Genomic DNA, 23,066 nt, shown 5'->3' with positions numbered 1-23,066 from the left:
TTAGGCCGCCGGTGCCGGCGGAGCGGCAGCCTGCGGGATCACCCGCCGGCGCCGTCCCTGCGCACCCCGTACCGGTGCCCCTCGCTGTCCACCTCGACCTCGATCCCGTCGACCTCGTGCTGGGTCCTGAGGTCCTCCGGGTTGGGCCGGTGCCGCAGCTCCTCTTGGGCGATGCGCCGGTTCGCGGGCCCGTAGACATCCCGCAGCCGGCCCATGACACGCATGAACGTGCTGACGCGCGTCTCCGGGACGCCTGGCTCGTGCTGGTTCTCGTTGTGGTGTCTCATCGTTCCTCCCGTCGTGGCTCCCCCGCTCAGTGGCGCGCCCGGCCCTCAGGGTCCGGTCAGTCGGGCCTGGCCTGGACCGTGTCCCCGCTGGCGAAGACGGTGCGCATGAGCCCGAGCACCTGGTTGCGCGAGGAGAGCTGCTCCGCGACGCACTTCTCGAGGCGGTCCGCGACGTCCCCTTCGAGCCACTCCCTGGCGTAGACGGCGAGCGGCTCGTACGCCGCGATGGCCGCGTACTGGATCTCGAGCGCGAGCGGCAGGACCGCGAGGTCGAGGATGCCCTCGTCGGTCTTGCGGACCACGGAGTGGACCTCCTTGTCGAGTCCGTCCGCCGTATGCGCGACCGGCACGGCGACGTTGCGCTCGAGTTCGGCGAAGAGGTCCTCGAGGGCGGCAGTATGGGCCCTGGCCTCCTCGGACAGGTCCCGCATGAGGGCCCCGACCTCCGCGCGCTGCGCGTGCTGCTCAAGGGTCCCCAGGGTCACGATCGCCCGCCGGGTGGTTCCCCGGGCGATGCCCATCCGGTACACGAAGAGTTCATGGGCCTCGGAAAAGTGCTCAAACATGGCAGTCCGTCGCCTCCCAGCTGGCGTGCGGCGGGCGCGAAGCCTGTTGGCACTTCTTGCGGGGCGTCCGCCTCAGTCCTTGGGTCCATTGTCCCGCCGCCTCACAGGGGCTGCAATGGACGCGCCATCGCCCATGCGGGCGGCCGGCCCCGCCTCAGCCGACCCGCGCCGAGGCGAGCGCTGCCACGACCTCCCGCACCGCCGTCGTGCCCCCCGCCGCGAACCAGGTGAGCCCGTTGACCTCCACGGTGGCGGTCGAGCCGCCCGCCGCGGTCACAATCGCCTTGCCGGGCAGCCAGTCCCACTGCGGGCAGGAGTGCTGGAACCAGACGCCGATCTCGCCGGTGGCGACCCGCGCGAGGTCGCACGACCCGGAGCCGAGGATGCGGATCGATGCAGCCTGGACGGCCGCGGCGTGCCAGGGCATCGCAGACAGCGGCTGCTCGAGCCAGCGCGGCTGGATGGACGTCGCCGCGCCGAGGAGCCCGAGCCGCGCGTCGGCCGGCCCAGCGAGCGCCTCGCCGTTGAGAGTCGCCGGCGTGGCGTCGCCTCCCACCCACAGCTTGTCCTCCTGGGGCTGGTAGATCGCGCCGAGGAGGGACTCCGGGTCGGCGTCGCTGTCGGCCGCCTCGCCGCGCAGGGCGAGCGCCGAGCACCAGTAGCTCGAGCCCGAGAAGAAGTTGAGCGTCCCGTCCACGGGGTCGATCACCCACGTGCGCCCCGAGGCCGAGGGCATCTGGGCGCCCTCCTCGCCGAACACGCCGTCGTCCGGGCGGCAGCGCCGCAGCTGGGCCAGGACGTAGGCCTCGGCGGCCTTGTCGGCGGCGGTGACGATGTCCGAGACAGAGGTCTTGCGCTCGGCGTCGAGTCCGTCCTGCCGCATCCGCAGCGCGAGGTCGCCCGCAGCCCGCACGAGGGCGGCGGCCAGCTCGGCGTCGTTCAGACCGGGGTCGAGGTCGGGAAGGGAATCGAGGTGCTCGCTCATCTCAGCCACGGGCCCCAGCCTACCGGCGCCCAGTCCGCCGGCGCCCGGGAGACGATAATGGGACCATGTCCAAGACCCCCGCCCAGCGGGCACGCAAGCACGGCGACCGGGCTGCGGCCGCGCCGGGAGCCCGTGCCGGCCAGCCCGTGAACCCGACGACCCAGCGGACGCCCGAGCAGGCCCAGGGCAACGCGAAGCTCATCATCATCGCAGGCCTCGTGGCGAGCGTCTTCATGTTCTGGTACCTCCACCTGCTGACCCTGACGCAGATGACCCAGCTCTCCGGCGGCCTGGCCATGCCGGACTCGCTCATCGGCGGATTCTCCCCCGACTACATCTCCCAGCTGCGCGGGGCGATGGACGACGACGCCCTCGGCCAGCTCAACTACGTGCACAAGACCGCGGGGACCATCTTCCCGCTCGCGGCCGGGTTCACGTTCCTGTTGGTGTTCGGCTCCTGGCTCAAGGCCAAGGCCCAGCGGTGGTCCGCCTTCGCGCTCGTGGCCGCGTTCGTCGTCGTGCGCCTGTCGGGCAACGTCGCCGTCGACACCGCGCTCGGCTCCCCCACCGACACCGGGGCAGCCGTGCTCGCGTCGGTGCTCGTCGTCGCCGGGTGGGTGCTGCTGGTCCTCATGCTCGCGGCGGCCGCCGCGGCCGTCCTGCTGGCCAGGAGGCGGCGCACGACGGCGTGATCCCGGCGCCGGGGCCCGCCCGCCTCAGGCCCGGGCCGCCCTGGCGAGCGCCCGCGCGGCCCGGCTGGGCACGCCCAGGCGCCACGCGAGGACGGCGCCCACGATGGCGATGCCGATCGTGACCGGGTAGCCCATGAGCCGCTCGAGCGTGCCGGGCTCGGGCACACGCATCTGCAGCGCCCCGCCCACGAGGGTCGAGGTGAGCGCCGTCGCGCCCAGGAGCAGGACCGGCCAGGCGGCGGCCGTGCGGCGCAGCCAGAGGAGTCCGAGGACCACGAGCGCGCTCGAGCCGCCCAGGAAGTAGGCGGTGGCGCCCGCCAGATGGACGGCCTCCACCGAATCCTGCGGGAAGAGCCCCACGACCGCCACGCCGATCCCCGCGGCCCCGAGCAGGAGCCGGACCGCGAGCGTGGCGAGCCGCGGGACGGCGACCTTCGCGTGGGAGGCGGGCGACGGCGTCGTGCGCACCAAGGCGGCGGTGAGGCGGCGCTCGGCGAGCACGGCAGGCCATTCGGCGGCGACCCGGAGCACCGGGGATGTCAGGAGCAGCGCGGCGATGACCATGCCGATCCCCTGCAGCACGAAGGAGAAGTCCATGAGGGCGTGCAGCGGCGAGCAGATGTCGCGGGTGCCGTGGAGGCCGCAGCCCACCTGGCCGAGGTCCGAGATGAAGCCGAGCCTGCGGCTGTACGGCGCGGGGCCGGCCCACCGTGCGATCGTGGCCGCCTCGGCTGCGAAGAACTGCAGGACGCTCACGGCCGACCACGCGCCGAGGTAGAGCCGGATGCGTTCCGTCCGGTTGCCGTTGCCCGAACCCTGCCGAGACCGTGCCTGTGCCACGTCGCCAGCCTAGCCTCACGACCTTGTATGCTGGTGCGTGCCCGCTCTCGCGGGCGGGCCCCCGTAGCTCAGTAGGATAGAGCGGCCCTCTCCTAAAGGGCAGGCCATCGGTTCGATTCCGGTCGGGGGCACTTGTCGTATCCAGTGCCTGACCTGTACGCGTTCCTCCGCGGCAGGTGGTTCGTCGAACGGACGATGCTGGACCGTGCGACCGGCGCGCGGGGCCGCTTCTCGGGCACGGTCACCTTCACGCCCCTCGGCGCGGACAAGGACGACGGCGCCCTGCAGCAGCGCGAGGAGGGCACCGTCCGCTGGGGTGCCCATGAGGGACCGGCGACGCGGGAGTACATCTGGCGGCCCGGAGCGCACCCGGGCGCGATGGAGGTCTTCTTCCCCGATGGGCGGCCCTTCCACTCGGTCGACCTCACGGGCGCGGCCTCCGACGGCACCCACTGGTGCTCCCCCGACGACTACCGCGTGCGCTACGAGGCGGCGGGCCCCGACGAGCTGCGCTGGACGTGGGACGTCACGGGCCCGGCGAAGGACCTGCTCCTGGAGAGCGTCCTGCGCCGGGCCCGCTGACCCTGCCGTCCCTTCACGCTGAGGGGCTCAGACGCCCTTGTTGTACACGTCCAGCCCGAAGCGGTTCAGGCCCGGGGTGCCCGCGTACCCGAGGTAGGGCAGCCCGTTGAGGTCCTCGATGCTCGCGAGCAGGCTGTAGTGGTTGTACGGGGTCGTGGACCACGTGCCGCCGGCCGTGAACGGCGAGAGCACGAGCGCACCGACGCGGCCGCCGCCCATCCCGGTGATGCCGGGCAGGGCAGCGTTGGGACCGGGCCCCTCGCCGCAGCACGCGCTCGCGTCCTGCTGCGGGCCGTCCGACTCGTCGAACGTGATGACCAGCACACCGTCCTTCTTGAATGCGGGCGAGTCCGTGATCGCGGGGACCCACTGCTTCAGCCACGCGTCGGCCGAGACGAGGCCGCCGGGCTGGCCGTCCACGCACGGCGAGTCGTGCCCGTCGTGGCAGAGGTTGGGCGTGATGAAGGAGACCGCCGGGGTGGTCGAGACCGAGGCGAGGTCGCCGCTCAGGGCGGTCAGGTCGACGTCGTTCTTGGCACAGTCCGGCGAGCCGGTGATGCCGGCGAAGTACACGAAGGGGTTGTGGCGGGCGGCGTATTGGTCGCCGACGCGGGCCTTCTGCGTGTCGTCCACTGCGCCGATCTGCGGGTGGCGGCAGGGCGTGCCCATGTCCTCCATGTAGCCCTTCCACGTCTTGCCGGCCGCCGTGAGCTGGTCCGCGACCGTGGGCACGCCCGCCGGGTACACGCATCCGCTGCCCACGGCCTGGCCCTGCGCAGCGGTGCCGGTCTGGACGAACGGCGAGTAGGTCTGGCAGTCGGCCTGGGTCTGGCTGTTCGGGCCCTGGCCCGAGATCTGGGAGATGTAGTTGTCCAGCGAATTGTGGCCGGTGCCGTAGTAGCTGTTCAGCAGGACCCCCTGCGAGCGCAGCGTCTGCGAGAGGTAGGGCGCCTGCGAGGACGAGCCCCAGGTCTCGTCGTAGCCCTTGTTCTCGAGGTTGATGACGAACACGTGCGAGCTCGAGGGCAGGTACTGCGGAGCGGTGTCGGCCGCGCTGGCCTCCTGGCCGGCTCCCGTGCGCACGAGCACGACGGCGGCGAGCACCAGCACGGCGACGGCTGCGAGGACGACGGCGAGCGGGCGCCGTCGTGCGGAGAGGGCAAGGGCGGCAGGGGCGAGCTGTGGGCGGTTCATGCGAGCTTCCATCCTTCCGCGATGGCGCGGTTCTTGAGCGGGTGCCACTCGTCCTCCGGGTCTCCGCCGGGGAGGGGTGTGCAGGGCGGGCCGGCGGCGAAGGGAGGGACCGTGTAGGCCGGGGCGGCGAGGTTGGGCGCCGAGGCGAAGTCGAGGACCTCGGCGATGTTGGCGGCGTTGGCGTCGCGCGGGGTGAGGGCCTGGAGGTTCCAGCGCCACTCGATGGCCTTGAGGACCGAGGTGTGGTCGTAGGTGCCGGACGCGACCGCGCCGCGGCGGGCGAAGGGCGAGACGACGAGGGCGGGAACCCGGAAGCCGCGCAGCGCCGTCGTCTGGCTGGTGTCGGGCGCCGTGGTCGGCGCGACGTGGTCGTAGAAGCCGCCCCACTCGTCGAAGTTGACCACGAGCATGGTGCGGGACCACGCCGGCGACGTCGTCACGGCGCGGTAGACCTCGTTGAGGAAGAGCTCTCCCGAGCGGACGTCCGCGTGGGGGTGGTCGTCGCCGGACGTTCCCGAGCCCTCGTCCATGAAGCGCGGGTCGACGAAGCTCACCGACGGCAGGGTGCCGGCGGCGCAGTCGCTGAGGAACGCCGAGTACGGCGAGGAGATCGGCATGTACTTGGTCCCCCACAGCGCGAGGAACGGCACGTCGGAGTAGTAGTACTTCCCGCTGACCCCGGCGGCAGCGAGACGGTCCCAGATGGTGGGGATGGTCGCGTTCGCGGAGGAGTTGTGGATGCGGTCCGTCTGGGCGGCGTGCTGGTAGAAGCGATTCGGGTACGTCTCTGCCATCACCGCCGCGAAGTAGTTGTCGCAGACGGTCCAGCCGGGCGCGGCCTGGGCGAAGAACGCGAGGTCGGCGTCCGTGTAGTAGCCGATGGCGAAGTCGTCGTTGTCGCCGGCGCGGAGCCAGCCGTCGCACTTGCCGTTGTTGTACTCGATGAGCCCGCCCTCCTGGGAGTGGTCGGGGTCGGGGTGGCTGCAGCCCTGGTAGTCGGTGAGGTGGTGCGTTCCGTGCGGGACGCCGTAGCGGTCGGTGTAGGTGAGGCCGCTCTGCTTCCCGTCGGCGCCGGGGAGCCATCCGAGGAAGTGGTCGAAAGAGCGGTTCTCCATCATGACGACGATGATGTGGTCGATCCCGGACGCGGCCGGGTCGGTGGGGAGGGCGGAAGGGGCGACGCCCCGGGCGGCGGACGGCGCGGCGGCCCCGGTGAGGGCTGCGGCGCCGAGGGCGGCGAGGGACGCTGCTGAGAGGAAGCTGCGGCGGGTAGTGGTCACGGCCCACCAAGTTACCGGCGGGTATTACCGCGGGCGCCGGACTTCATCCATTGTTCACCGCTGGTTCACGGACTTCCCACCCCGCGCCCAGCTTCAGGAGGCTGGCCGCGTCGAGCGGTCATGTCCCTGCCGCACGAGCAGGGGAAGGACGTGGTCCGTCAGGAGCGGCGCCAGATCTGCCGACGGCTCGGCGTCGGGATCGATCCAGCGGAGCTCCTCGATCTCGGCAGCGGGATGGACCTCGCTCGGGTTGTGCTCCCCTGGCGCGGTGAACACCGTCGCCTCGATGTCGGTGGCGGCTTCATTCGCGGCGAGCGCAATCCACGCGCCCAGCAGCACGAGGTCCTCGGCCGGGACGTCGATGCCCACCTCTTCGGACAGCTCGCGGCTCGCGGCCTCCGCCGCGGACTCGCCAGGCTCGGGCTTGCCGCCCGGATGCATGAAGCGGTCGGTCCCCCGTTTGCGGACGGTCAGGAGGCGCCCCTCCGGCGAGTAGACGCACACGGCAGAGACGGTGATCCGGGCAGGCACAGTCAGAGACTATCCCGAGGACCGTCGGCGCAGGGACATGACCCCTCAACGGTCTGCTCTACTGGGCGAATTCGTCCGCCACCGCGGATGCCTCCGCGAACTGGGTCGTGTACAGCTCGGCGTAGCGGCCGCCGGCCGCGAGGAGTTCGGCATGCGTCCCGCGCTCCACGATCCGGCCATCCTCCACCACGAGGATCTGGTCCGCGGCCCGGACCGTTGAGAGCCGGTGGGCGATCACGAGGGCGGTGCGCCCCTCGAGCGCCTCGGCGAGGGCCGCCTGCACGGCCGCCTCGTTGGTCGAGTCCAGGGCGGCGGTGGCCTCATCGAGGATCACGACCCGCGGCGCCGCGAGCAGGAGCCGCGCGATCGTCAGCCGCTGGCGCTCGCCGCCGGAGAGCCGGTAGCCGCGCTCCCCCACGATGGTGCCCAGGCCGTCGGGCAGCGAGCGCACCATGGCCTCGAGCCTCGCGCGGCGCAGCACGTCCCACAGATCCTCGTCAGAGGCGCCGGGGCGGACCAGCCGCAGGTTCTCGGCGATGGTCTCGTGGAACAGGTGCCCGTCCTGGGTGACCATCCCGACCGTGCCGCGCATGGACTCGAAGGTCGTGTCCCGCACGTCGACGCCGCCGATGCGCACGGCGCCTGAGTCGACGTCGTACAGCCGGGCCACGAGCTGGGCGACTGTGGACTTGCCCGCGCCCGAGGAGCCGACCAGCGCCACCGTCTGCCCCGGGTCGACCCGGAACGAGATGCCGTGGAGCACCTCCTCGCCGCCGCGCGTGTCGAGCACCGCGACCTCCTCGAGGGACGCGAGGGAGACCTTCTCGGCGCTCGGGTAGGCGAAGCGGACGTCGTCGAACTCGACGGGCACCGCGCCCGAGGGCAGCGCCTTGGCGTCGGGCTTCTCGGTGATGAGCGGTGCGAGGTCGAGCACCTCGAACACCCGCTCGAAGCTCACGAGCGCGCCCATGATCTCCACGCGCGCGTTGGAGAGGTTGGTGATCGGCGCGTAGAGGCGGGTCAGGAGCAGGGCGAGCACGACGACGTCGCCCGCCGCGAGCTGCCCGCCGATCGCGAGCCACCCGCCCACCCCGTAGACGAGCGCGAGGGCGAGCGAGGAGACGAGGGTGAGCGCGGTGATGAACGTGAAGGTGAGCATCGAGGAGCGGATCCCGATGTCCCGCACGCGCCTGGCGCGCACGGCGAACTCGCGCGACTCCTCGTCGGGGCGGCCGAACAGCTTGATGAGCGTGGCGCCGGGGGCGGAGAAGCGCTCGGTCATCTGCGTGCTCATGGCGGCGTTGTGCGCCGCGGCCTCGCGCCGCAGGTCGGCGACCCGGCCGCCCATGCGCCGTGCGGGAACGAGGAAGATCGGCAGGAGGATGAGCGCGAGGACCGTCACGAGCCATGACTTCTGTGCCATGACGGCGACAGTGAGGACGAGCGCGACGGCGTTGCTGACGACGCCGGAGAGGGTGCCCGCGAACGCCGACTGGGCCCCGATGACGTCGTTGTTGAGCCGGCTCACGAGCGCGCCGGTGCGGGTCCGGGTGAAGAACGCGATGGGCATCTTCTGCACGTGGTCGAAGACGGCCCGGCGGAGGTCGAGGATCACGCCTTCGCCGATGGTCGCGGACAGCCACCGGGTCAGGAGCCCGAACCCGGCGTCGGCCACCGCCACGACGGCGATGAGGACGGCGAGCCACACGACGGTGGAGACCTCTTCGCGAGCGACGATCGCGTCGACCACCTGCCCGGCCAGGACCGGGGTCGCGACTGCGAGCACTGCCGCGACGACCGAGGCGAGCACGAACGCGACGAGCCGCCCGCGGTGCGGCCTCGCGAAGCCGAGGACCCGGCGGAGGGTCTCGCGGTTGAACGGGTTCCTGCCGTCCTTGGCCCGCGTGATCTGATGCAGCGAGCTCCACGCCGCGCTGTACATGCTGCTCATGAACTCTCCCGAGAAAGTGAAAGACCCGCCGACTCGCGATTGGGGGGTGCGCGAGCCGGCGGGCTAAGACCAGCATAGGGCAGCCCCCGGACAACGTAAAATCGACACGCAGGACCAAGCCGCCCGCCCGGGGAGCTCTCGCGCGGCTGAAATGGAAGGAGGGGTTCCGTGCCTGTCTCAGCGTTGGACTTCCGCCACTGGATGCAGGAACTCGCGCCAGGCAAGTCCGCCGCCGACATCTGCCGCAGGTCAGGCGTCAAGCGGAGCACCCTCGCCCAGCAGCTGGTCCGCGGGAAGGTCCCCGAGGCGACTGTCGTCGCCGTCGCCCGCGCATACGGTCAGAACCCCGTCCTCGGCCTCGCGCGCTTCGACCCGTACCGCGAGCTCGCGGCGAGCACTGCGCCTCCGACCGACGCCGAACTTCTCAGCCAGGTCCCCACGGCCCGCTTCCTGCGCGAGCTGCTGGTCCGCAGCGGCGAGCTGGCCCCCAACGGCACGCACCCGGTGTCGGGCGCGCCGGGCCATCCGGACGCGGCGGTGCGCCAGTGGGTCGAGGCGATCGACGACGGCGAGCTGCGCCAGCGTGTGAGCATCGCCTCCGGCGTGGCCCCCCAGAACTTCTCGGCCCAGCTGAGCGCGAACCGCCTGAGCCCCGAGCTCGCCGTCAGCACGGCGAGGGAGGCCGGGGTCGGCCTCCGGAACGGCCTCGTGGTCACCGGGCTGGTGACGGCAGGCGAGGCGGGATGGCCGCCCGAGGCCGCCGAGGGCGCGCTCAGGCGGCTCCCCGACGCCGAACTCGTCCTCATGGCCTCCGAGCGGCTCGCGGCCCTGGGCAAGAACCTGCGGCGCGCCGCCACCGACGAGCGCGCCGCGACGCGCGTCTGGGAGCACCTCGGATGACCTGGCTCGCCTGGATCACGTTCGGCATCGCCGTCCTGCTCGCCGTCGTGCGGATCCCCGCCGCCCTCCGCGGGGAGAACCGCCTGATGATGTGGCTCTTCACCCTGTTCGCCGCCACGATCCTCCTCAGCATCGAGCGGCCCTACCTCGCCATCGACGCCCTCCTCGGCGGAGTGAACCTCGCCAACCTCCTCCTGCGCTTCTTCATCTACGCGGTGTGCCTGCTGCTGGCCGTGCGGATCGCGCGGGCCTTCGGGTCCCGCGGGGCCGAGCAGGCCCTGTACGGCCCCTGGGGCCTGGGCGCGCTGGGGGTCGTGGCCGCGGGGACGGTGGCGTCCTTCCTCCTGATGGGCCTGCAGCCCTCGAGCGTGGGGCTGCACGAGGGCACCGACGAGGTCTGGTTCGGCGTCTACGCCGCCTTGGGGCGCGTGTACCCCACGTTCACCGGGGTGGTCCTCATTCCCTCGCTCTTCCGGGCAACGGTCGGCGCGGCGCTGCCGGCGCTGCGCGTTGCCGCCGGGCTGATCGGCGCAGGTTACACCCTGCTGATCTTCACGAACCTCTTCCCGCTCATGCCGCTCTCCTGGGTGCCCGTCATGCAGACGATGAACTACTCGGTGCTCCTGCTGCTCTTCGCCGGGCTGACGGTGATCTGGGTCGCCAGCCTGCAGGCCCGGCGACGTGCTGCATCCGCGCCGCGGCGTCTCACAAGGTAAAAATCCAGCACCTTGAGGAACTGAATTCACATTTTCATTAGGACATGCCACAATCATGATTGTGTGAACACGGCCTGTCAGGGGGACAGGGTGGTTCTTCATTGGGGGGATGAGTGGCGGCGGCCTTCGGGCCGCCACCACTCAGCCATTTAAGGGCAAGCTCACGCGCGGACCCGCGCCTCACGGACGGCGGAAGCGGAGCGTGACGAGCTCGAACGGCCGCACTCTGAGCCGGACCGTCCCGCCGCCCCCGCCCGCGATGGGCGAGGGCGCTCCCGGCGCGAGCGGACGCTCGAGCAGGTCGACCGCATCGATCCCCGCACACTCGAACCCCGCCGCGACCTCGGCCTCCGCCCTGGCACCGAGGGACTCGTAGAGCCGCACGACGACGTCGCCGGAACCGTCGGCGGCGAGCTTCACGGCCTCCACCACGAGCGAGGACTCCGGGACGGACACCAGGGCCTCGACGTCGCGCGCGCCCCGCACCGTCCGCTCGGGCAGGTTGACCTCGTAGCCCTCGCGCAGCGCGTCGGCGATCCCCGCCCCCGGCGCGAGGACGACCGTGAACCGGTGCAGTCCGGAATCAGCTGCCGGGTCCGGGTAGAGCGGCGACTTCAGCAGGGAGAGCCGCACGGTCGTCGTCGTGCCCCCGTCGCTGCGGACCGTGCGCGTGACGTCGTGGCCGTAGGTCGCGTCGTTCGCGAGAGCGACGCCGTAGCCCGGCTCGCCCACGTGGATCCAGCGGTGCGCGCAGATCTCGAACCTGGCCGCGTCCCACGACGTGTTCACCGCGACGGGGCGCCGCACATGGCCGAACTGCGTCTCCGAGGAACTGTGCTCGGCGCGGAGGTCGAGGCCGAAGCCGAGCTTGAGGAGCTTCTGGCGCTCGTGCCAGTCGACCTCGGTCTCGATGCGCAGGGACGTCGCGCCGGGGGTGAGCACGAGGCGCTGGCGCACCCGCGATGCGCCAAAGGACCGCTCGACCACGAGCACCGCCTCCCCCTCCGCCGCGTCTCCCGGCCCCACCGCGTCAGCGTCCGTGATCGCCTCGACGCTGTTGCGGTAGAACTCGTCCAGGTCCCAGGCGTCCCACTCGTTGGGGGTGTCCCGGTGCAGCTCGAACAGGTTCGAGCGCGTGCCCGGGGCGATCGCGTCGCGCCCCGACTCCGCGTCGACGAGCCCCACGAGGAACCCCTCGCCGTCGACCTCCGCGCGCACCGCGCCGTTCTCGAGGACCCAGCCCCCGCCCCTCGCGGCGAGGGTCGCCGCCCGCTCGGGGCGCACGACGGCGCCCGCGGCCAGGGCGCGGACGCCCGCCCGGGCCCGGGGTGCGGCGTTGAGCAGGATCTCGCGGTCTCCCGCGCCCACGAGCGATTCGGCCGCACTCGCGATGAGTTCCTCGAGGCCGTGCTCGATCGCGGCGTAGTTCCGCTCGGCGTCGCGGTGCACCCATGCGATTGCGCTGCCGGGGAGGATGTCGTGGAACTGCTGGAGGAGGGTGAGCCGCCACAGGCGCTGGAGCTCGTGCGCCGGGTAGGGCGCCCCCACCCGGACAGACGCCGTGGCGCACCACAGCTCGGCCTCGCGCAGGAGGTGCTCCGAGCGCCGGTTCCCCCGCTTGGTGCGCGCCTGGGCGGTGTAGGTGCCGCGGTGCTTCTCGAGGTACATCTCCCCCACCCACACGGGGGGAGACGCGTAGTCCGCCTCGGCCTCGGTGAAGAACCGCCGCGGCGAGGCCACTTCGAAGCGGGGCGAGCCCTCGAGGTCTTCCCAGCGCCGCGCGGCCGCCATCATCTCCCGCGTGGGGCCGCCGCCGCCGTCGCCGTAGCCGAACGGGAGGAGGGACACCGTGGCGCGTCCGTGCTCGCGGAAGTTCCGCTCGGCGTGGGCAAGGTCAGAGGCGCGCAGGTCCGAGTTGTAGGTGTCCGCGGGCGGGAAGTGCGTGAACACCCGGGTGCCGTCGATCCCCTCCCAGAGGAAGGTGTGGTGGGGGAAGCGGTTGACCTGGTTCCAGGAGATCTTCTGGGTCAGGAACCACCGGTTTCCCGCCAAGCGGGCAATCTGCGGGAGCGCGGCCGAGTAGCCGAAGGTGTCCGGGAGCCAGGTCTCCTCGCATTCGGCACCGAACTCCTCGAGCAGGAACCGCTTGCCCTCGAGGAACTGGCGGACCAGGGCCTCCCCGCCAGGCATGTTCGTGTCCGACTCGACCCACATCCCTCCGACGAGGACGAAGCGCCCCTCGGCGACCTTCTCCTTGATCCGCTCGAACAGCTGAGGGTAGCCGTCGCGGATCCATGCGAGCTCCTGGGCCTGCGAGCAGGCGAAGACCAGGTCCGGGTCCTCGTCCATGAGCGCGACCACGTTGGAGAACGTGCGGGCGCACTTGCGCTGCGTCTCCCGCACCGGCCACAGCCACGCCGCGTCGATGTGGGCGTGGCCCGTGCCGACGATCCGGTGGGCGCTCGCCGTCGCCGGCTGCGCGAGGACGCCGGCGAGCGCGTCGCGTCCGGCGGGCGCCGTGCCTGCGACGTCGGAGGGGTCCACCGCGTCCGCCATGCGCTCGAGCGCGCGCAGGATCAGGTGCCGCCGGGGCCGGTCGTCGGGAAGCTCGTGCATCAGGGAGTTGAGGGCCGAGGCGTCCTGGAGGAGCTCCCACGCGGTGGTGTCCCGCTCGGCGAGGACCATGCGGCCGAGCCGGTAGAGGGGTTCGGTGCCGGCCGTGGCAAGGTCGCCCAGCGGGGTCGGCTGGAACGTCCACCCCTGGGCGATGTCAGGATTCGCCGCCGCCTCGACGTAGAACTCGACATCGCGCCCTCCTCCCAGCGCGGCGAGCGGGACGTAGTGGTTGCGCGGGTTCAGTGCCTTGACGGTCGTGCCGTCGGCGCGCCATACGAGCCCTTCGCACTGGAAGCCGGGCAGTTCGGTCGTGAATCCGAGGTCGACGACGGCCTCGAGGTCGGTGCCCCGGCCTCCCCACCCGGGGGGAACCTCTGCAGTGAGGCGCAGCCATGTCGTGCTCCACGGCGGACCCCACGGGGCTCCTTCTGCGACCGGGACGAAGGCCTGCCGGAGGGCTTCCGCGACGGGCACGGGTTCCCCCGGGGCATCCCAGCGTGCCGCCGTCAGGGGGATGGAGCGGCGGTAGACCGCGCGCTGCAGGCGCTCCCGGATGAACCTGTCGATGCGCGCCTCGATGATCCGGCGGTCGTCATGCACGGAATATCCAATCAGTTGACAAACCTGTGGATACCAAAGCTACTCCGCCGTATCCCGCGGCGGAACGGACGGCCGGTCTCATTTCGGTACAGATCCGAGAGGTGCTAGGAAGTGGCCAGCCGCTCGTGTCCCGCGTAGACGTTGAAACCGTCCCCGCGGCTGAAGCCGATGAGGGTGACCCCGGACTCTTCGGCCAGCTCCACCGCCAGCGTCGACGGAGCGCTCACGGCCGCCAGGACCGGGATGCCTGCCATCGCTGCCTTCTGCACGAGCTCGAAGGAGGCACGCCCGGAGACCTGCAGGACCGTCCCGGCGAGCGGCAGCCGGCTCTCGCGGAGGGCCCAGCCCACGACCTTGTCCACGGCGTTGTGGCGCCCCACGTCCTCCCGGAGGCAGAGCAGCTCAGCCGAGGTCCCGTCGTCGCCGACCGAGAACAGCCCGGCGGCGTGCACCCCGCCGGTCCGGTCGAAGAGCGCCTGGGCCGCGCGCAGGCGGGCAGGCAGGCCGGCGACGAGCTCGGGGAGCAGCCGCACGCCGTCGTGCGCGGGGCTGTGGTGGGAGGAGCGCCGCACCGCCTCGATCGACTCGGTCCCGCAGATCCCGCACGAGCTCGACGTGTACACGTGGCGGCCGGTGTCGGGCAGCGGCACGCCGGGCCGCAGCTGGGCGTCGACGACGTTGAACGTCTGCCGGCCCTGCTCGTCCTCCCCCGCGCAGAAGCGCTCGGAGACGATCTGCCCGGACTCCCACACGACGCCCTCGGAGACGAGGAAGCCGGCCACGAGGTCGAAGTCGTCCCCGGGCGTGCGCATGGTCACGCTGTAGGTCATGCCGCCCAGCGGCGTGGACAGCCGGATCTCGAGCGGCTCCTCGACTGCGAGCACGTCCTCCTTGTGGCGCACGGGGTGCTCGCTGCCCAGGACGTACTTGTGCACCTTGCGGCGCTGGCTCAACCGGCCCATCACGGCCTCCTAGCTCGGTTCTCGCGGCGGCGTCAGCTCAATTGTCCCGCGCGTGCCTCGTCCTCAGCAGCCGCGTGGCGCTCGAAGCGGACGGTGATGGCCTTGAAGCCCGGCGTGTTGGACTCCCTGGCCACGTTGTCGCGGTGCACGAGCGCGTTCGCCTCCGGGAAGTAGGCCGCCGCGCAGCCCCTCGCGGTGGGGTAGGCGACGAGCCGGAACCGCTCGGCCCGGCGCTTCTCGCCGCGGAACACGCTCACGACGTCGACGAGCTCACGGTCCGCGAAGCCCAGCTCCGCGAGGTCCTCGGGGTGGACGAGGACCACGCGGCGTCCGTCGCGGATGCCCCGGTAGCGGTCGTCGAGCCCGTAGAACGTCGTGTTGTACTGGTCGTGGCTGCGGATGGTCTGGAGGACCAGATGCCCCTCGGGCGCCTCGAGGTACTCGAGGGGGCTCACCGTGAACTGGCCCTTGCCGGCCTCGGTGGCGAACGTCCGCGTGTCCCGCGGAGGGTTCGGCAGGACGAAGCCGTTCTTCGTGCGGATCCTGGCGTTGAAGTCCTCGAAGCCGGGCAGCACGCGGGAGATGTGGTCGCGGATCACGTCGTAGTCCTCCGCCATGGCGCGCCAGTCCACGGCGTGGTCCTCGCCGAGGGCCGCGACGGCCATGCGCGCGACGATGACGGGCTCGGCCAGCAGGTGGTCCGAGATCGGCTCGAGCCGGCCCTGGGTCGCGTGGACCATGGACATGGAGTCCTCGACGGAGAGGAACTGGCGGCCCTTCGGGTGCTTGTCGTCGCGGTCGGTGCGGCCGAGCGTCGGAAGGATCAGCGAGGTCTTCCCGTGCACCACGTGGGAGCGGTTCGGCTTGGTCGAGATGTGCACGGTGAGGCCGGCGCGCTGCATGCCCGCCTCGAGCGCCTCGGTGTCCGAGTTGGCCTGGGCGAAGTTGCCGCCCAGCGCCACGAACACGTCCACCTCGTCCTTCTCGAACGCGTGCAGCGTCTCCGTGGAGTCGAAGCCGTGCTCACGCGGGGAGGCGATCCCGAACTCCTTGTCCAGCGCCGCGAGGAGCCACTCCTTGGGCTTCTCCCAGATGCCCATCGTCCGGTCGCCCTGGACGTTCGAGTGGCCGCGGACCGGGCACGCGCCGGCGCCGGGCTTGCCGAAGTTGCCCTGGAGCAGGAGCAGGTTGATGATCTCGCGGATCGTGTCCACCGAGTGCGGCTGCTGCGTCAGGCCGAGCGCCCAGCACACCACGGTGGCCTTGGACTTGGCGAGGAGGTTGGCTACCGTGGCGATCTCGAGGCGGGACAGGCCGGTGGCCCGTTCCGTCTCATCCCAGTCGATCTGGGCGCGCGCGGCCGCGTACGCCTCGAAGCCCTCGGTCTGCGCCTCGATGAATGCGTGGTCGACGACCGTCCCGGGCGCACGCTTCTCCTCCTCCAGGAGGAGGTGGCCGAGGGCCTGGAACAGCGCGAGGTCGCCGCCGACCTTGATCTGCAGGAACTCGTCCGAGATCGTCGCGCCCTCGCCGACGTAGCCCGAGAGGTTCTGCGGGTCCTTGAAGTGCAGGAGGCCGGCCTCGGGCAGCGGGTTCACGGCCACGACCTTCCCGCCCTTCGCACGGCACTCGGCCAGGGCCGACAGCATGCGGGGGTGGTTGGTGCCGGGGTTCTGCCCCACGACGAGGATGAGCTCCGCCTCGTGGATGTCCTCGAGGGACACCGTGCCCTTGCCGATCCCGATGGTGGGGTTGAGGGCAGAGCCGGACGACTCGTGGCACATGTTGGAGCAGTCGGGGAGGTTGTTCGTCCCGAGGCTCCGGGCGAACAGCTGGTACATGAAGGCGGTTTCGTTGGCCGTCCGGCCCGAGGTGTAGAAGACGCAGCGGTCCGGCGTCGTGGCCCGGATGTGCTCGCCCACGAGGTCGAACGCCTCGGTCCAGGAGATGCGGCGGTAGCGGTCGTCGCCCGGGCGCAGGACGACGGGCTCGGTGATGCGCCCCTGCTTGGAGAGCCAGTAGTCCGTCTTGTCGCGCAGCGTCTCGATCGGGTGGGATTCCCACCACTCGGGCGTCACGGCGGAGACCGAGGCCTCCTCCGCGACTGCCTTCGCCCCGTTCTCGCAGAACTCCGCGGTCTTGCGCTTGCCGTCGGATTCAGGCCAGGCGCAGCCCGGGCAGTCGAACCCGCCGCGCTGGTTGATGCGCAGCAACGAACGGGCGGTGCGCCACGGGCCGGCCTGCTCGAGCCCGCGCTGGAGGGCGACCGTCACCGCCTTCAGCCCGGCGGCCGCCGTCTCGGGGGCCTCGACGTGCAGGGAATCCTCGTTGATGTCCGTCACCGGCGAGTCGTGCGTCATGGCACCATCGTGCTGTACGCCACAGGAGAAGGCGAATCGCCGCCCACGATGCGGGCAGCGGCGCGGTCAAGCGTCCAGGCCGCTCCAGTCGACGGGCTCCTTCGCCGCCACGGAGCGCCGTCTGCCCTTCGCGGCCGCAGGCTTGGCCGGCGTGTCCAGGGTCCGGCCCCACGGCAGGGGCAGGCACGCCACCGGCTGGGCGAGCTCGAGCCCGTGCGGAGGCACGACCATGAAGCCGTCCGCGCGCGCGAGCCCGCGCAGCATGCCCGACCCGATGCCGGTGGCCGGAGAGGCCATGCCGTACATCCGGCGGAACGGGAGCACCCGGGTGCGCTTGAGCTCAGCCTCGAACGCCTCCCCCGAGGGAAGCTCGACGGCGGCGAGCGGCTCCCGCCCGCACAGCGCGGCGAACAGCGGCTCGCCAACCGTCACGAGCCCGACGACGGCGGCCAGCGGGTTGCCCGGCAGGCCGAGGAAGAAGCGGCCGTCGGGGAGTTCGGCCAGCACCGTGGGGTGGCCCGGACGCATGGCCACGCCGTCGATGAGGAGCCGGCCGCCGAGCTCGGCGACCGTGGCACGGAAGTAGTCCGAGCCGCCGAGCCCGGTGCCGCCCGTCGTGATCACGACGTCGGCCGGCGGGGCGTCGTCGTCGTGCTCCCCGGGCGCGCCGCTGGCGGAGGACGTGTCAGCGAGCGCCGCCGCCCACTCGTCAGCACCGTCGCCGATCTTCTCGTGGGCGGCGAGGATCCCGCCGTAGGCCTCGACAAGGGGCGGGATGAGATAGCTGAACACGTCCCGCACACGGCCCGGCCCGGGCAGGCCCGCCTCGGTGACCTCGCCGCCGGTGCGCACGAGCTTGACCAGGGGGCGGCCCGTGACGGGGACCTCGTCGTAGCCGGCGAGCGCGGCGAGCGCGACCTGCGCCGGGCCGAGATCTGTGCCGGAGCGAAGGAGCACCTCGCCCTCGCGGGCTTCCTCCCCCGCGGGCCGGATGTCCGCGCCGCCGGACGGCGAGCCGGGCGGCGCGGCGGGGCCGAGGCGCAGGTGCGGGAGGCCGTCGTCGTCCGGGACCACCTCTCCGTGCTCGCGGCGGAGGACGGCGCGCGCACCGGGCGGGAGCGCGCCGCCGGTCACGATGGTGCTCGCCTGGTGCGCGTGCAGCGGCTCGCCCGGCTCGGCGAGGATCCACGGGCCGGTTCCGGACACGGCCCACCCGTCCATCGCGGACGAGGCGTAGTGCGGCATGTCGCGCAGCGCCACCAGGTCCCCGGCGAGCGTGCGGCCCGAGGCCCGTGCAAGGGGGGCGGACGACGGCGGGAGCGGGCCTGCCGCGGCGGCCGCTGCCGCCCGGGCCTCGGCCCAGGAGTGCCGGAGCGCGTGGTGGGAATCGGCCGCTTGCGGGCCGGGCGTCATCCCTCGGTCCCGGCCGTCCCGTGTGCCTTGGCCAGCCGCAGGGCGATCTCACCGGGGGTCTCGGCCTCCGGGCCCAGCTCGGCATCGGCGCTGGTGGCGGCGAGGCCCGCCGCGTAGCCGACGAGGTACGTGGTCAGAGGCGCGGCCGGGCGGACGATCGAATGCGCCGCGACCCCGGCCAGTCCGAGGACGGCATCGATGTCGACGTCGATCTCGAGCCCCAGCGCCTGCGCCAGCTCGGCGCACCAGGTCCGCAGCACCGCGTCCTGGTCCGGGGCACCGTCCTGGCGGCCGCCCTCCGGCCCGCCCGCTGTCGAGGGCTCAGTCATCACAGGTCCTCCTGCCGTGCCGTCCCGCCCGGGGCATCCGGGCGTCCGATGCCCCAGCGCTCCGCGGCGTCCCACGTGTCGACGTCGTCGGAGAGGCCTGCTGGGAGGCGCAGGGGCAGCAGGTCCAGCCTAGCAACGAGGTCCCGCATCGGGCGGTCGGCGAGCCCGCCGTCGCGGGCGAGTCCGGCGAGCACCTGCGTGAGGGGACCACGGCGGTAGGCGCCGAGGAGCGGCTGGAGGCGCCCGGCGTCGTCCTCCGCGACGATCGCGTCGGGCCCCCGCCCGCCCTCGGCAGCGGCCGCCTCCCGCGCGGAGCCCACCGCTGCGTCGAGGAGGAGGGGCACCGCATCGGCGGACCGGGGGACGTCGACCGCGAGCACGACCACCCACACTGCACCGTCCCGTGCGCCTCGCTCCAGCTCCGCGACTCCGGCGCCGAGCGCGGCGAGCGGGCCGCCGAAGCGGGGCTCCTCGAGGACGTAGCGCGCCGCTGGCGGCGCGCCGACGGCGTCCGGGACCGGGCCCACGACGACGGCCTGCCGGGCGGCGGAGACCGCAGCGAGGGCGCGCTCGAGGAGGGTGGCTCCTTCGAAGACCAGGAGTGGCTTGGGGAAGCCGCCGAGGCGCGTGGCGCGGCCGCCCGCGAGGACGACGGCGTCGAACGGCGGAGGGGCTTCCTGGCTCAGGCTGCCGACTCCGGGACGAGGAACGGGCTCCATTGGGCTGCCGGCTTCTCGAGTTCCTTGATCTGCCAGACCACGCCGACGGGCGGAGAGGGGCTGAAGCGCAGCTTCCACCCCATCTCCGCGGGCGTGTGGTCGCCCTTGACGTTGTTGCACCGCAGGCAGCAGGCCACCAGGTTCTCCCACGAGTCCGCTCCGCCGCGCGAGCGCGGGAGCACGTGGTCGACGGTGTGGGCTGACTTGCCGCAGTACGCGCAGGCATGCGCGTCCCGTCGGAGCACTCCGCGTCTGCTGACGGCGGTCGTGTAGGTCCGGCGGGGCCTGATGTACCGGTTCAGCAGGATCACGGACGGGCGCCCCAGCACTTCGCGCGGTCCGACGACTGGATCGCCGTCTTCCGCCACGACGCTCGCCTTCCCGGCGAGCACCAGCACGAGGGCGCGGCGGAACGTGACCACCGCGAGCGGTTCATAACCAGCATTCAGAACGAGTGTGCGCATGCGCGTTCCTCTTCACGGCCGCACCCGGTCAGGGGCACAGGGCCGGCTGCCCTGTGCGTAGCCGGGCTGGATCGACTCTCCAAGCGTACTGAACGGTTGCGTGATTAGACGAACAGACGGCATGCGGCGCCCCAACCGTCGGCCGAAGTTCACCCGCGCGTCATGTGCTGGCCGACGGCGGATTAAACCCTCAGGCGCCCCATTCCTCGCGGTATGGGGCGCCTGAGGCGCGCGTTCCCGGGGCCGTTCGCAGTGCCCGGGAGTGCGGTGTCGTGTGGGTCAGCCGCCGACGCGGATGAAGACCGGGCCGGAGCCCACGTTCACGCTGAACAGCGCGGTGGTGCCGCCGTTCCAGCCGCCGTGGACGGCCATGCCGTTGCCGACGTACACGGCGATGTGGGCCAGGCCCATGCCGCCGTTGGCGTAGTAGGCGAGGTCGCCGGGCTGGGCCTCGGCGGCGCTGACCGTGCGGCCGAGGGAGAGGTAGCCGGCCGGCCAGCCGTGGTAGTGGATGCCGACGGCGGCCAGCGAGTTGGTCACGAGCATCGTGCAGTCCTGGGCGACACCCAGCTGGGCGTACGCGGCGGCGGCGATGGCGGCACCCTGGCCGCTCGCGGCGGCGGGGGCCGGGGCGGGGGCCTGCACCGCGGTGCTGGCCGCGGCCTGCACCTTGGCGGGAGCCGGAGCCGGGGCCTGCGGGGCAGCCTGGGCGACGGGGGCCGGGGCCGGCTTCTCGACGACCGGGGCGGCGACGGACTCGACGGCGGGACGCTCGAAGGTGACGGCGGCCGTCGTCTCGGCCGAGATCGGCGCCTGGACGGCGCTCTCGACCTCGAGGGCAACCGGGGCCGACGCCTCGCGCTGGGACGAGACCTCAGCAGCGTTGGCGGCGACGCCGCTGGTCAGGACGAGGCCGCTGGCAGCCGCGATGACGGCGGCCTGACGTCCGACACCGCCGGCGTTCTCGGTGACAGCCTTGGCGATGATGGCAAGGGAGGAGGTGTTGTCGGCGCGGTGGCGCCCGATTCCTGCACGGGTGGTCATACGGGTGAGTTCTCTCTCTCGTGTCCCTCAGGCCGCAGGGGGACGGCCCTCGGAGGGCGCCGCAGCGGGGGTCACCGCCGCGCCCGGAAGTGGATGGTTCTCAGCTGAGGGTGTAGAAGACGGACGAGCCGGTCGCGGCCACGGCGTGCAGCAGCGTGCCCTGCGAGGGGTTGAGCGCGCTGATCATCATCCCGTTGCCGACGTAGATGCCAACATGGGCGCCGCCGTTCTGGACCACGAGGTCACCGGGGGCCGGAGTGGCGGTCTGGCGCATGATGCTCCATGCCTGGACACGCGGGATGCTGATGCCTGCCTGGGCGTAGACCCACTGGGTGAAACCCGAGCAGTCCCAGCCAGCAGGGGTGTTGCCGCCCCAGACGTAGGGGTGGCCGATGCCCGTGTAGGCGATCGCCGCGAGGCTCGAGCCGGCGGCGTTCACGGTGGCGTCCACAGCGGGCGACGACTTCGTCGCGACCGCGGCCTGCGCGGTAGCGGTCTGCGTCTGCGCGGCCGGAGCGGTGGACTGGGTCTTGACGGGCTCGACGACGGGCGCGGCGACCGACTCAACGGCGGGGCGCTCGAAGGAGACCTGGGCATCGGTGGACGCGACGACGCTCGGCACAGCAGTGCTGGCCACGTCGGAGAGGGCGGAAGCCTCGCGCTGGGCTTCTGCAGCCTGCGCGGGGAGCCCGGCGCTGATGATCAGGCCGGACGCCGCGGCGATGACGGCCGCCTGGCGGCCGATGGTGCCTGCATTGTCGGACACTGCCTGCGCGACAGCCTCGAGCGGACGGGTGCGGACCGGTACGGCGCGATGGCGCGCAGTCATGGTGCGTGACGACACAGAAGTAGCCTCTCCCAGTGCCTACGAGGTGAGCTGTCGGGTTCGGATTGGAAGTATCCGGCCTCCCGGCTCGCGCCGGGCTGCTTAACCCCAAGGCCCTCCCTGAGGAGGACCAAAAGTGGTTCCCCCGCCTCTGCCAAGCGGTGTGTGCGAACGGCTTCGGAGAGTGGCAGAGCTAGGCATTCCCTCCGAATGTTCCAACTTGGTAGGAGCTGGAACAGGAACGACCCTACAGGACACCGGACCATATGTCACATTCGGATCACGGTGTGTTTATCGAGGGTCACGAAAAGGACACGACGAAGGGCGCGCGCCCGAAAGCACGCGCCCTGGAGGGCAGGAGAGGGCCGCTAACGCGGCTCAGAGCCAGCCGTTGGGGTCGACGACGTCGCCGTTGACCATCACCTCGAAGTGGAGGTGGCATCCGGTGGAGGCACCGGTCGTGCCGCTGAGGGCGATGAGCGCCCCGCGGTCCACCTTCTGGCCCACCGAGACCGAGAACGAGGAGAGGTGGTTGTAGGTGGTCTCGAGCCCGTTGCCGTGGTCGATCACGACCCGGTTCCCGCCGCCGTAGGGGTGCCATCCGGCGAAGGTCACGGTTCCGCCGGCGGCTGCCTTGACGGCGGTCCCGCACTGGGCCGCGAAGTCCTGCCCGCGGTGGAACTCGCCGGCCCACCCGCTGATGGGGCTCACGCGGTAGCCGAACGGTGAGGACTTCACCATGGAGTCCAGGGGGGCGCCGAGGGAGTGCTGGGCCTGGGCGGGAGTGACACCCTTGGCGGACTCGGCCGTGAGCATCTGCTGGAGCTGGCCGTCGGGGTTGAGCGCGCTGCCCACGGAGGCCCGGCTGAAGGCGACGGGGGCGTCCTCGGGCGCCGTGACCTCAGGCAGGACGGCCGTGTCGACGACCTGGGAAGCCTTCGAGGCGGCGCCGGCCTCGATGGCACCGGTGGCGGTGGGGACCGTCACGGTCAGGACAAGGCCCGTCGCGGCGAGCGCGACCCCGGCCTTCTGCCCGACCCCGGCAACCGAGGCGATCTCGGCGAGCTGGCGGACGGGGCTCTGGCGCTCGGCGGCGCGGCGGCCGCGCCTACTGGCGTCCCGCGGGCGGAGGCCCGCGGCATGGTCGACATCAGCGAACGACGGCGACTGGGCGCGACGTCGACCGCGGACAGCTTGCTGGCTCAAGCG

22 protein-coding genes, 1 tRNA gene and 1 riboswitch are annotated in these 23,066 nt (G+C 72.1%); of the genes, 5 read left to right on the top strand and 18 right to left on the bottom strand.

The window, feature by feature from the left end; all coding sequences use genetic code 11:
- Positions 1-38: 38 nt before the first annotated feature.
- From ABD298_RS15575 to ABD298_RS15565, 3 genes are all read right to left on the bottom strand, one after another.
- Positions 39-287 (bottom strand): hypothetical protein, encoded by a 249-nt coding sequence (locus tag ABD298_RS15575; RefSeq protein ID WP_344300674.1) that lies wholly within the window; start codon positions 285-287, stop codon positions 39-41.
- A gap of 56 nt (positions 288-343) precedes the next feature.
- Positions 344-853: a DUF892 family protein gene (locus tag ABD298_RS15570; RefSeq protein ID WP_208711731.1), complete on the bottom strand. Its 510-nt coding sequence runs from the start codon at positions 851-853 to the stop codon at positions 344-346.
- 154 nt (positions 854-1,007) lie between these two features.
- Positions 1,008-1,838 carry an inositol monophosphatase family protein gene (locus ABD298_RS15565; RefSeq protein WP_344300730.1) on the bottom strand — a complete coding sequence of 277 codons (831 nt, stop codon included), beginning with the start codon at positions 1,836-1,838 and terminating at the stop codon, positions 1,008-1,010.
- A gap of 65 nt (positions 1,839-1,903) precedes the next feature.
- Between ABD298_RS15565 and ABD298_RS15560 the strand changes: the two genes are divergently transcribed.
- Positions 1,904-2,530, top strand: a complete 627-nt coding sequence (locus ABD298_RS15560) for a hypothetical protein (RefSeq protein WP_344300673.1) — start codon at positions 1,904-1,906, stop codon at positions 2,528-2,530.
- Positions 2,531-2,554: 24 nt separating this feature from the next.
- Here ABD298_RS15560 and ABD298_RS15555 read toward each other — a convergent pair whose 3' ends face one another.
- Positions 2,555-3,370, bottom strand: coding sequence for a DUF998 domain-containing protein (locus tag ABD298_RS15555; RefSeq protein ID WP_344300672.1), 816 nt, complete (start codon positions 3,368-3,370; stop codon positions 2,555-2,557).
- Positions 3,371-3,427: 57 nt separating this feature from the next.
- On the opposite strand from ABD298_RS15555, the gene ABD298_RS15550 reads away from it, so the two are divergent.
- Positions 3,428-3,501, top strand: a tRNA-Arg gene (locus ABD298_RS15550).
- A gap of 13 nt (positions 3,502-3,514) precedes the next feature.
- Entirely contained in the window at positions 3,515-3,952 is a 438-nt protein-coding gene (locus tag ABD298_RS15545; RefSeq protein ID WP_344300671.1) for a DUF6314 family protein, read from the top strand.
- 27 nt (positions 3,953-3,979) lie between these two features.
- Here ABD298_RS15545 and ABD298_RS15540 read toward each other — a convergent pair whose 3' ends face one another.
- From ABD298_RS15540 to ABD298_RS15525, 4 genes are all read right to left on the bottom strand, one after another.
- Complete coding sequence (locus ABD298_RS15540; protein WP_344300670.1) at positions 3,980-5,146, bottom strand: alkaline phosphatase family protein; 1,167 nt, start codon at positions 5,144-5,146, stop codon at positions 3,980-3,982.
- On the bottom strand, positions 5,143-6,426 hold the full coding sequence (locus tag ABD298_RS15535; RefSeq protein WP_344300669.1) for an alkaline phosphatase family protein: 1,284 nt from the start codon (positions 6,424-6,426) through the stop codon (positions 5,143-5,145). The genes ABD298_RS15540 and ABD298_RS15535 overlap by 4 nt, the downstream gene beginning before the upstream one ends.
- 93 nt (positions 6,427-6,519) lie before the next feature.
- Entirely contained in the window at positions 6,520-6,957 is a 438-nt protein-coding gene (locus ABD298_RS15530) for an NUDIX hydrolase (protein WP_344300668.1), read from the bottom strand.
- 58 nt (positions 6,958-7,015) lie between these two features.
- Positions 7,016-8,908, bottom strand: a complete 1,893-nt coding sequence (locus ABD298_RS15525; protein WP_344300667.1) for an ABC transporter ATP-binding protein — start codon at positions 8,906-8,908, stop codon at positions 7,016-7,018.
- A 168-nt stretch (positions 8,909-9,076) separates the two neighbouring features.
- On the opposite strand from ABD298_RS15525, the gene ABD298_RS15520 reads away from it, so the two are divergent.
- The gene (locus ABD298_RS15520) at positions 9,077-9,808 is read left to right on the top strand and encodes a hypothetical protein (RefSeq protein ID WP_344300666.1); all 732 of its coding nucleotides are present in this window, start codon (positions 9,077-9,079) and stop codon (positions 9,806-9,808) included.
- Positions 9,805-10,524: a hypothetical protein gene (locus tag ABD298_RS15515; RefSeq protein ID WP_344300665.1), complete on the top strand. Its 720-nt coding sequence runs from the start codon at positions 9,805-9,807 to the stop codon at positions 10,522-10,524. Before ABD298_RS15520 ends, ABD298_RS15515 begins: the two co-directional genes overlap by 4 nt.
- Positions 10,525-10,704: 180 nt before the next feature.
- On the opposite strand, the gene ABD298_RS15510 is transcribed toward ABD298_RS15515, so the two are convergent.
- The 10 genes from ABD298_RS15510 to ABD298_RS15465 form a co-directional block, all read right to left on the bottom strand.
- Complete coding sequence (locus tag ABD298_RS15510) at positions 10,705-13,740, bottom strand: alpha-mannosidase (RefSeq protein WP_344300663.1); 3,036 nt, start codon at positions 13,738-13,740, stop codon at positions 10,705-10,707.
- Between the two features lie 104 nt (positions 13,741-13,844).
- Positions 13,845-14,702 carry a formate dehydrogenase accessory sulfurtransferase FdhD gene (gene fdhD, locus ABD298_RS15505; RefSeq protein ID WP_344300662.1) on the bottom strand — a complete coding sequence of 286 codons (858 nt, stop codon included), beginning with the start codon at positions 14,700-14,702 and terminating at the stop codon, positions 13,845-13,847.
- Between the two features lie 32 nt (positions 14,703-14,734).
- Positions 14,735-17,062, bottom strand: coding sequence for an FdhF/YdeP family oxidoreductase (locus ABD298_RS15500; protein ID WP_344300661.1), 2,328 nt, complete (start codon positions 17,060-17,062; stop codon positions 14,735-14,737).
- Between the two features lie 66 nt (positions 17,063-17,128).
- Complete coding sequence (locus tag ABD298_RS15495; RefSeq protein WP_344300660.1) at positions 17,129-18,475, bottom strand: molybdopterin molybdotransferase MoeA; 1,347 nt, start codon at positions 18,473-18,475, stop codon at positions 17,129-17,131.
- Positions 18,472-18,804 carry a DUF6457 domain-containing protein gene (locus ABD298_RS15490; RefSeq protein ID WP_344300659.1) on the bottom strand — a complete coding sequence of 111 codons (333 nt, stop codon included), beginning with the start codon at positions 18,802-18,804 and terminating at the stop codon, positions 18,472-18,474. Before ABD298_RS15490 ends, ABD298_RS15495 begins: the two co-directional genes overlap by 4 nt.
- On the bottom strand, positions 18,804-19,523 hold the full coding sequence (gene mobA, locus ABD298_RS15485) for a molybdenum cofactor guanylyltransferase (protein WP_344300658.1): 720 nt from the start codon (positions 19,521-19,523) through the stop codon (positions 18,804-18,806). The genes ABD298_RS15490 and mobA overlap by 1 nt, the downstream gene beginning before the upstream one ends.
- Complete coding sequence (locus tag ABD298_RS15480) at positions 19,487-19,987, bottom strand: HNH endonuclease (protein ID WP_208711718.1); 501 nt, start codon at positions 19,985-19,987, stop codon at positions 19,487-19,489. Before ABD298_RS15480 ends, mobA begins: the two co-directional genes overlap by 37 nt.
- Positions 19,988-20,266: 279 nt before the next feature.
- Positions 20,267-21,031 (bottom strand): NlpC/P60 family protein, encoded by a 765-nt coding sequence (locus ABD298_RS15475; RefSeq protein ID WP_344300657.1) that lies wholly within the window; start codon positions 21,029-21,031, stop codon positions 20,267-20,269.
- Between the two features lie 100 nt (positions 21,032-21,131).
- Entirely contained in the window at positions 21,132-21,860 is a 729-nt protein-coding gene (locus ABD298_RS15470; protein ID WP_208711716.1) for a C40 family peptidase, read from the bottom strand.
- A gap of 19 nt (positions 21,861-21,879) precedes the next feature.
- Positions 21,880-22,044, bottom strand: a riboswitch (cyclic di-AMP (ydaO/yuaA leader).
- Positions 22,045-22,235: 191 nt separating this feature from the next.
- Positions 22,236-23,063 (bottom strand): M23 family metallopeptidase, encoded by an 828-nt coding sequence (locus ABD298_RS15465; RefSeq protein ID WP_344300656.1) that lies wholly within the window; start codon positions 23,061-23,063, stop codon positions 22,236-22,238.
- Between the last annotated feature and the right edge of the window lie 3 nt (positions 23,064-23,066).

Origin of the sequence: Sinomonas flava, from assembly GCF_039531875.1 — a bacterium.
Lineage (GTDB): Bacteria > Actinomycetota > Actinomycetes > Actinomycetales > Micrococcaceae > Sinomonas > Sinomonas flava.
Note: the sequence above shows the minus strand (reverse complement) of the source record. Positions and strands in the feature narration are given on the sequence as shown.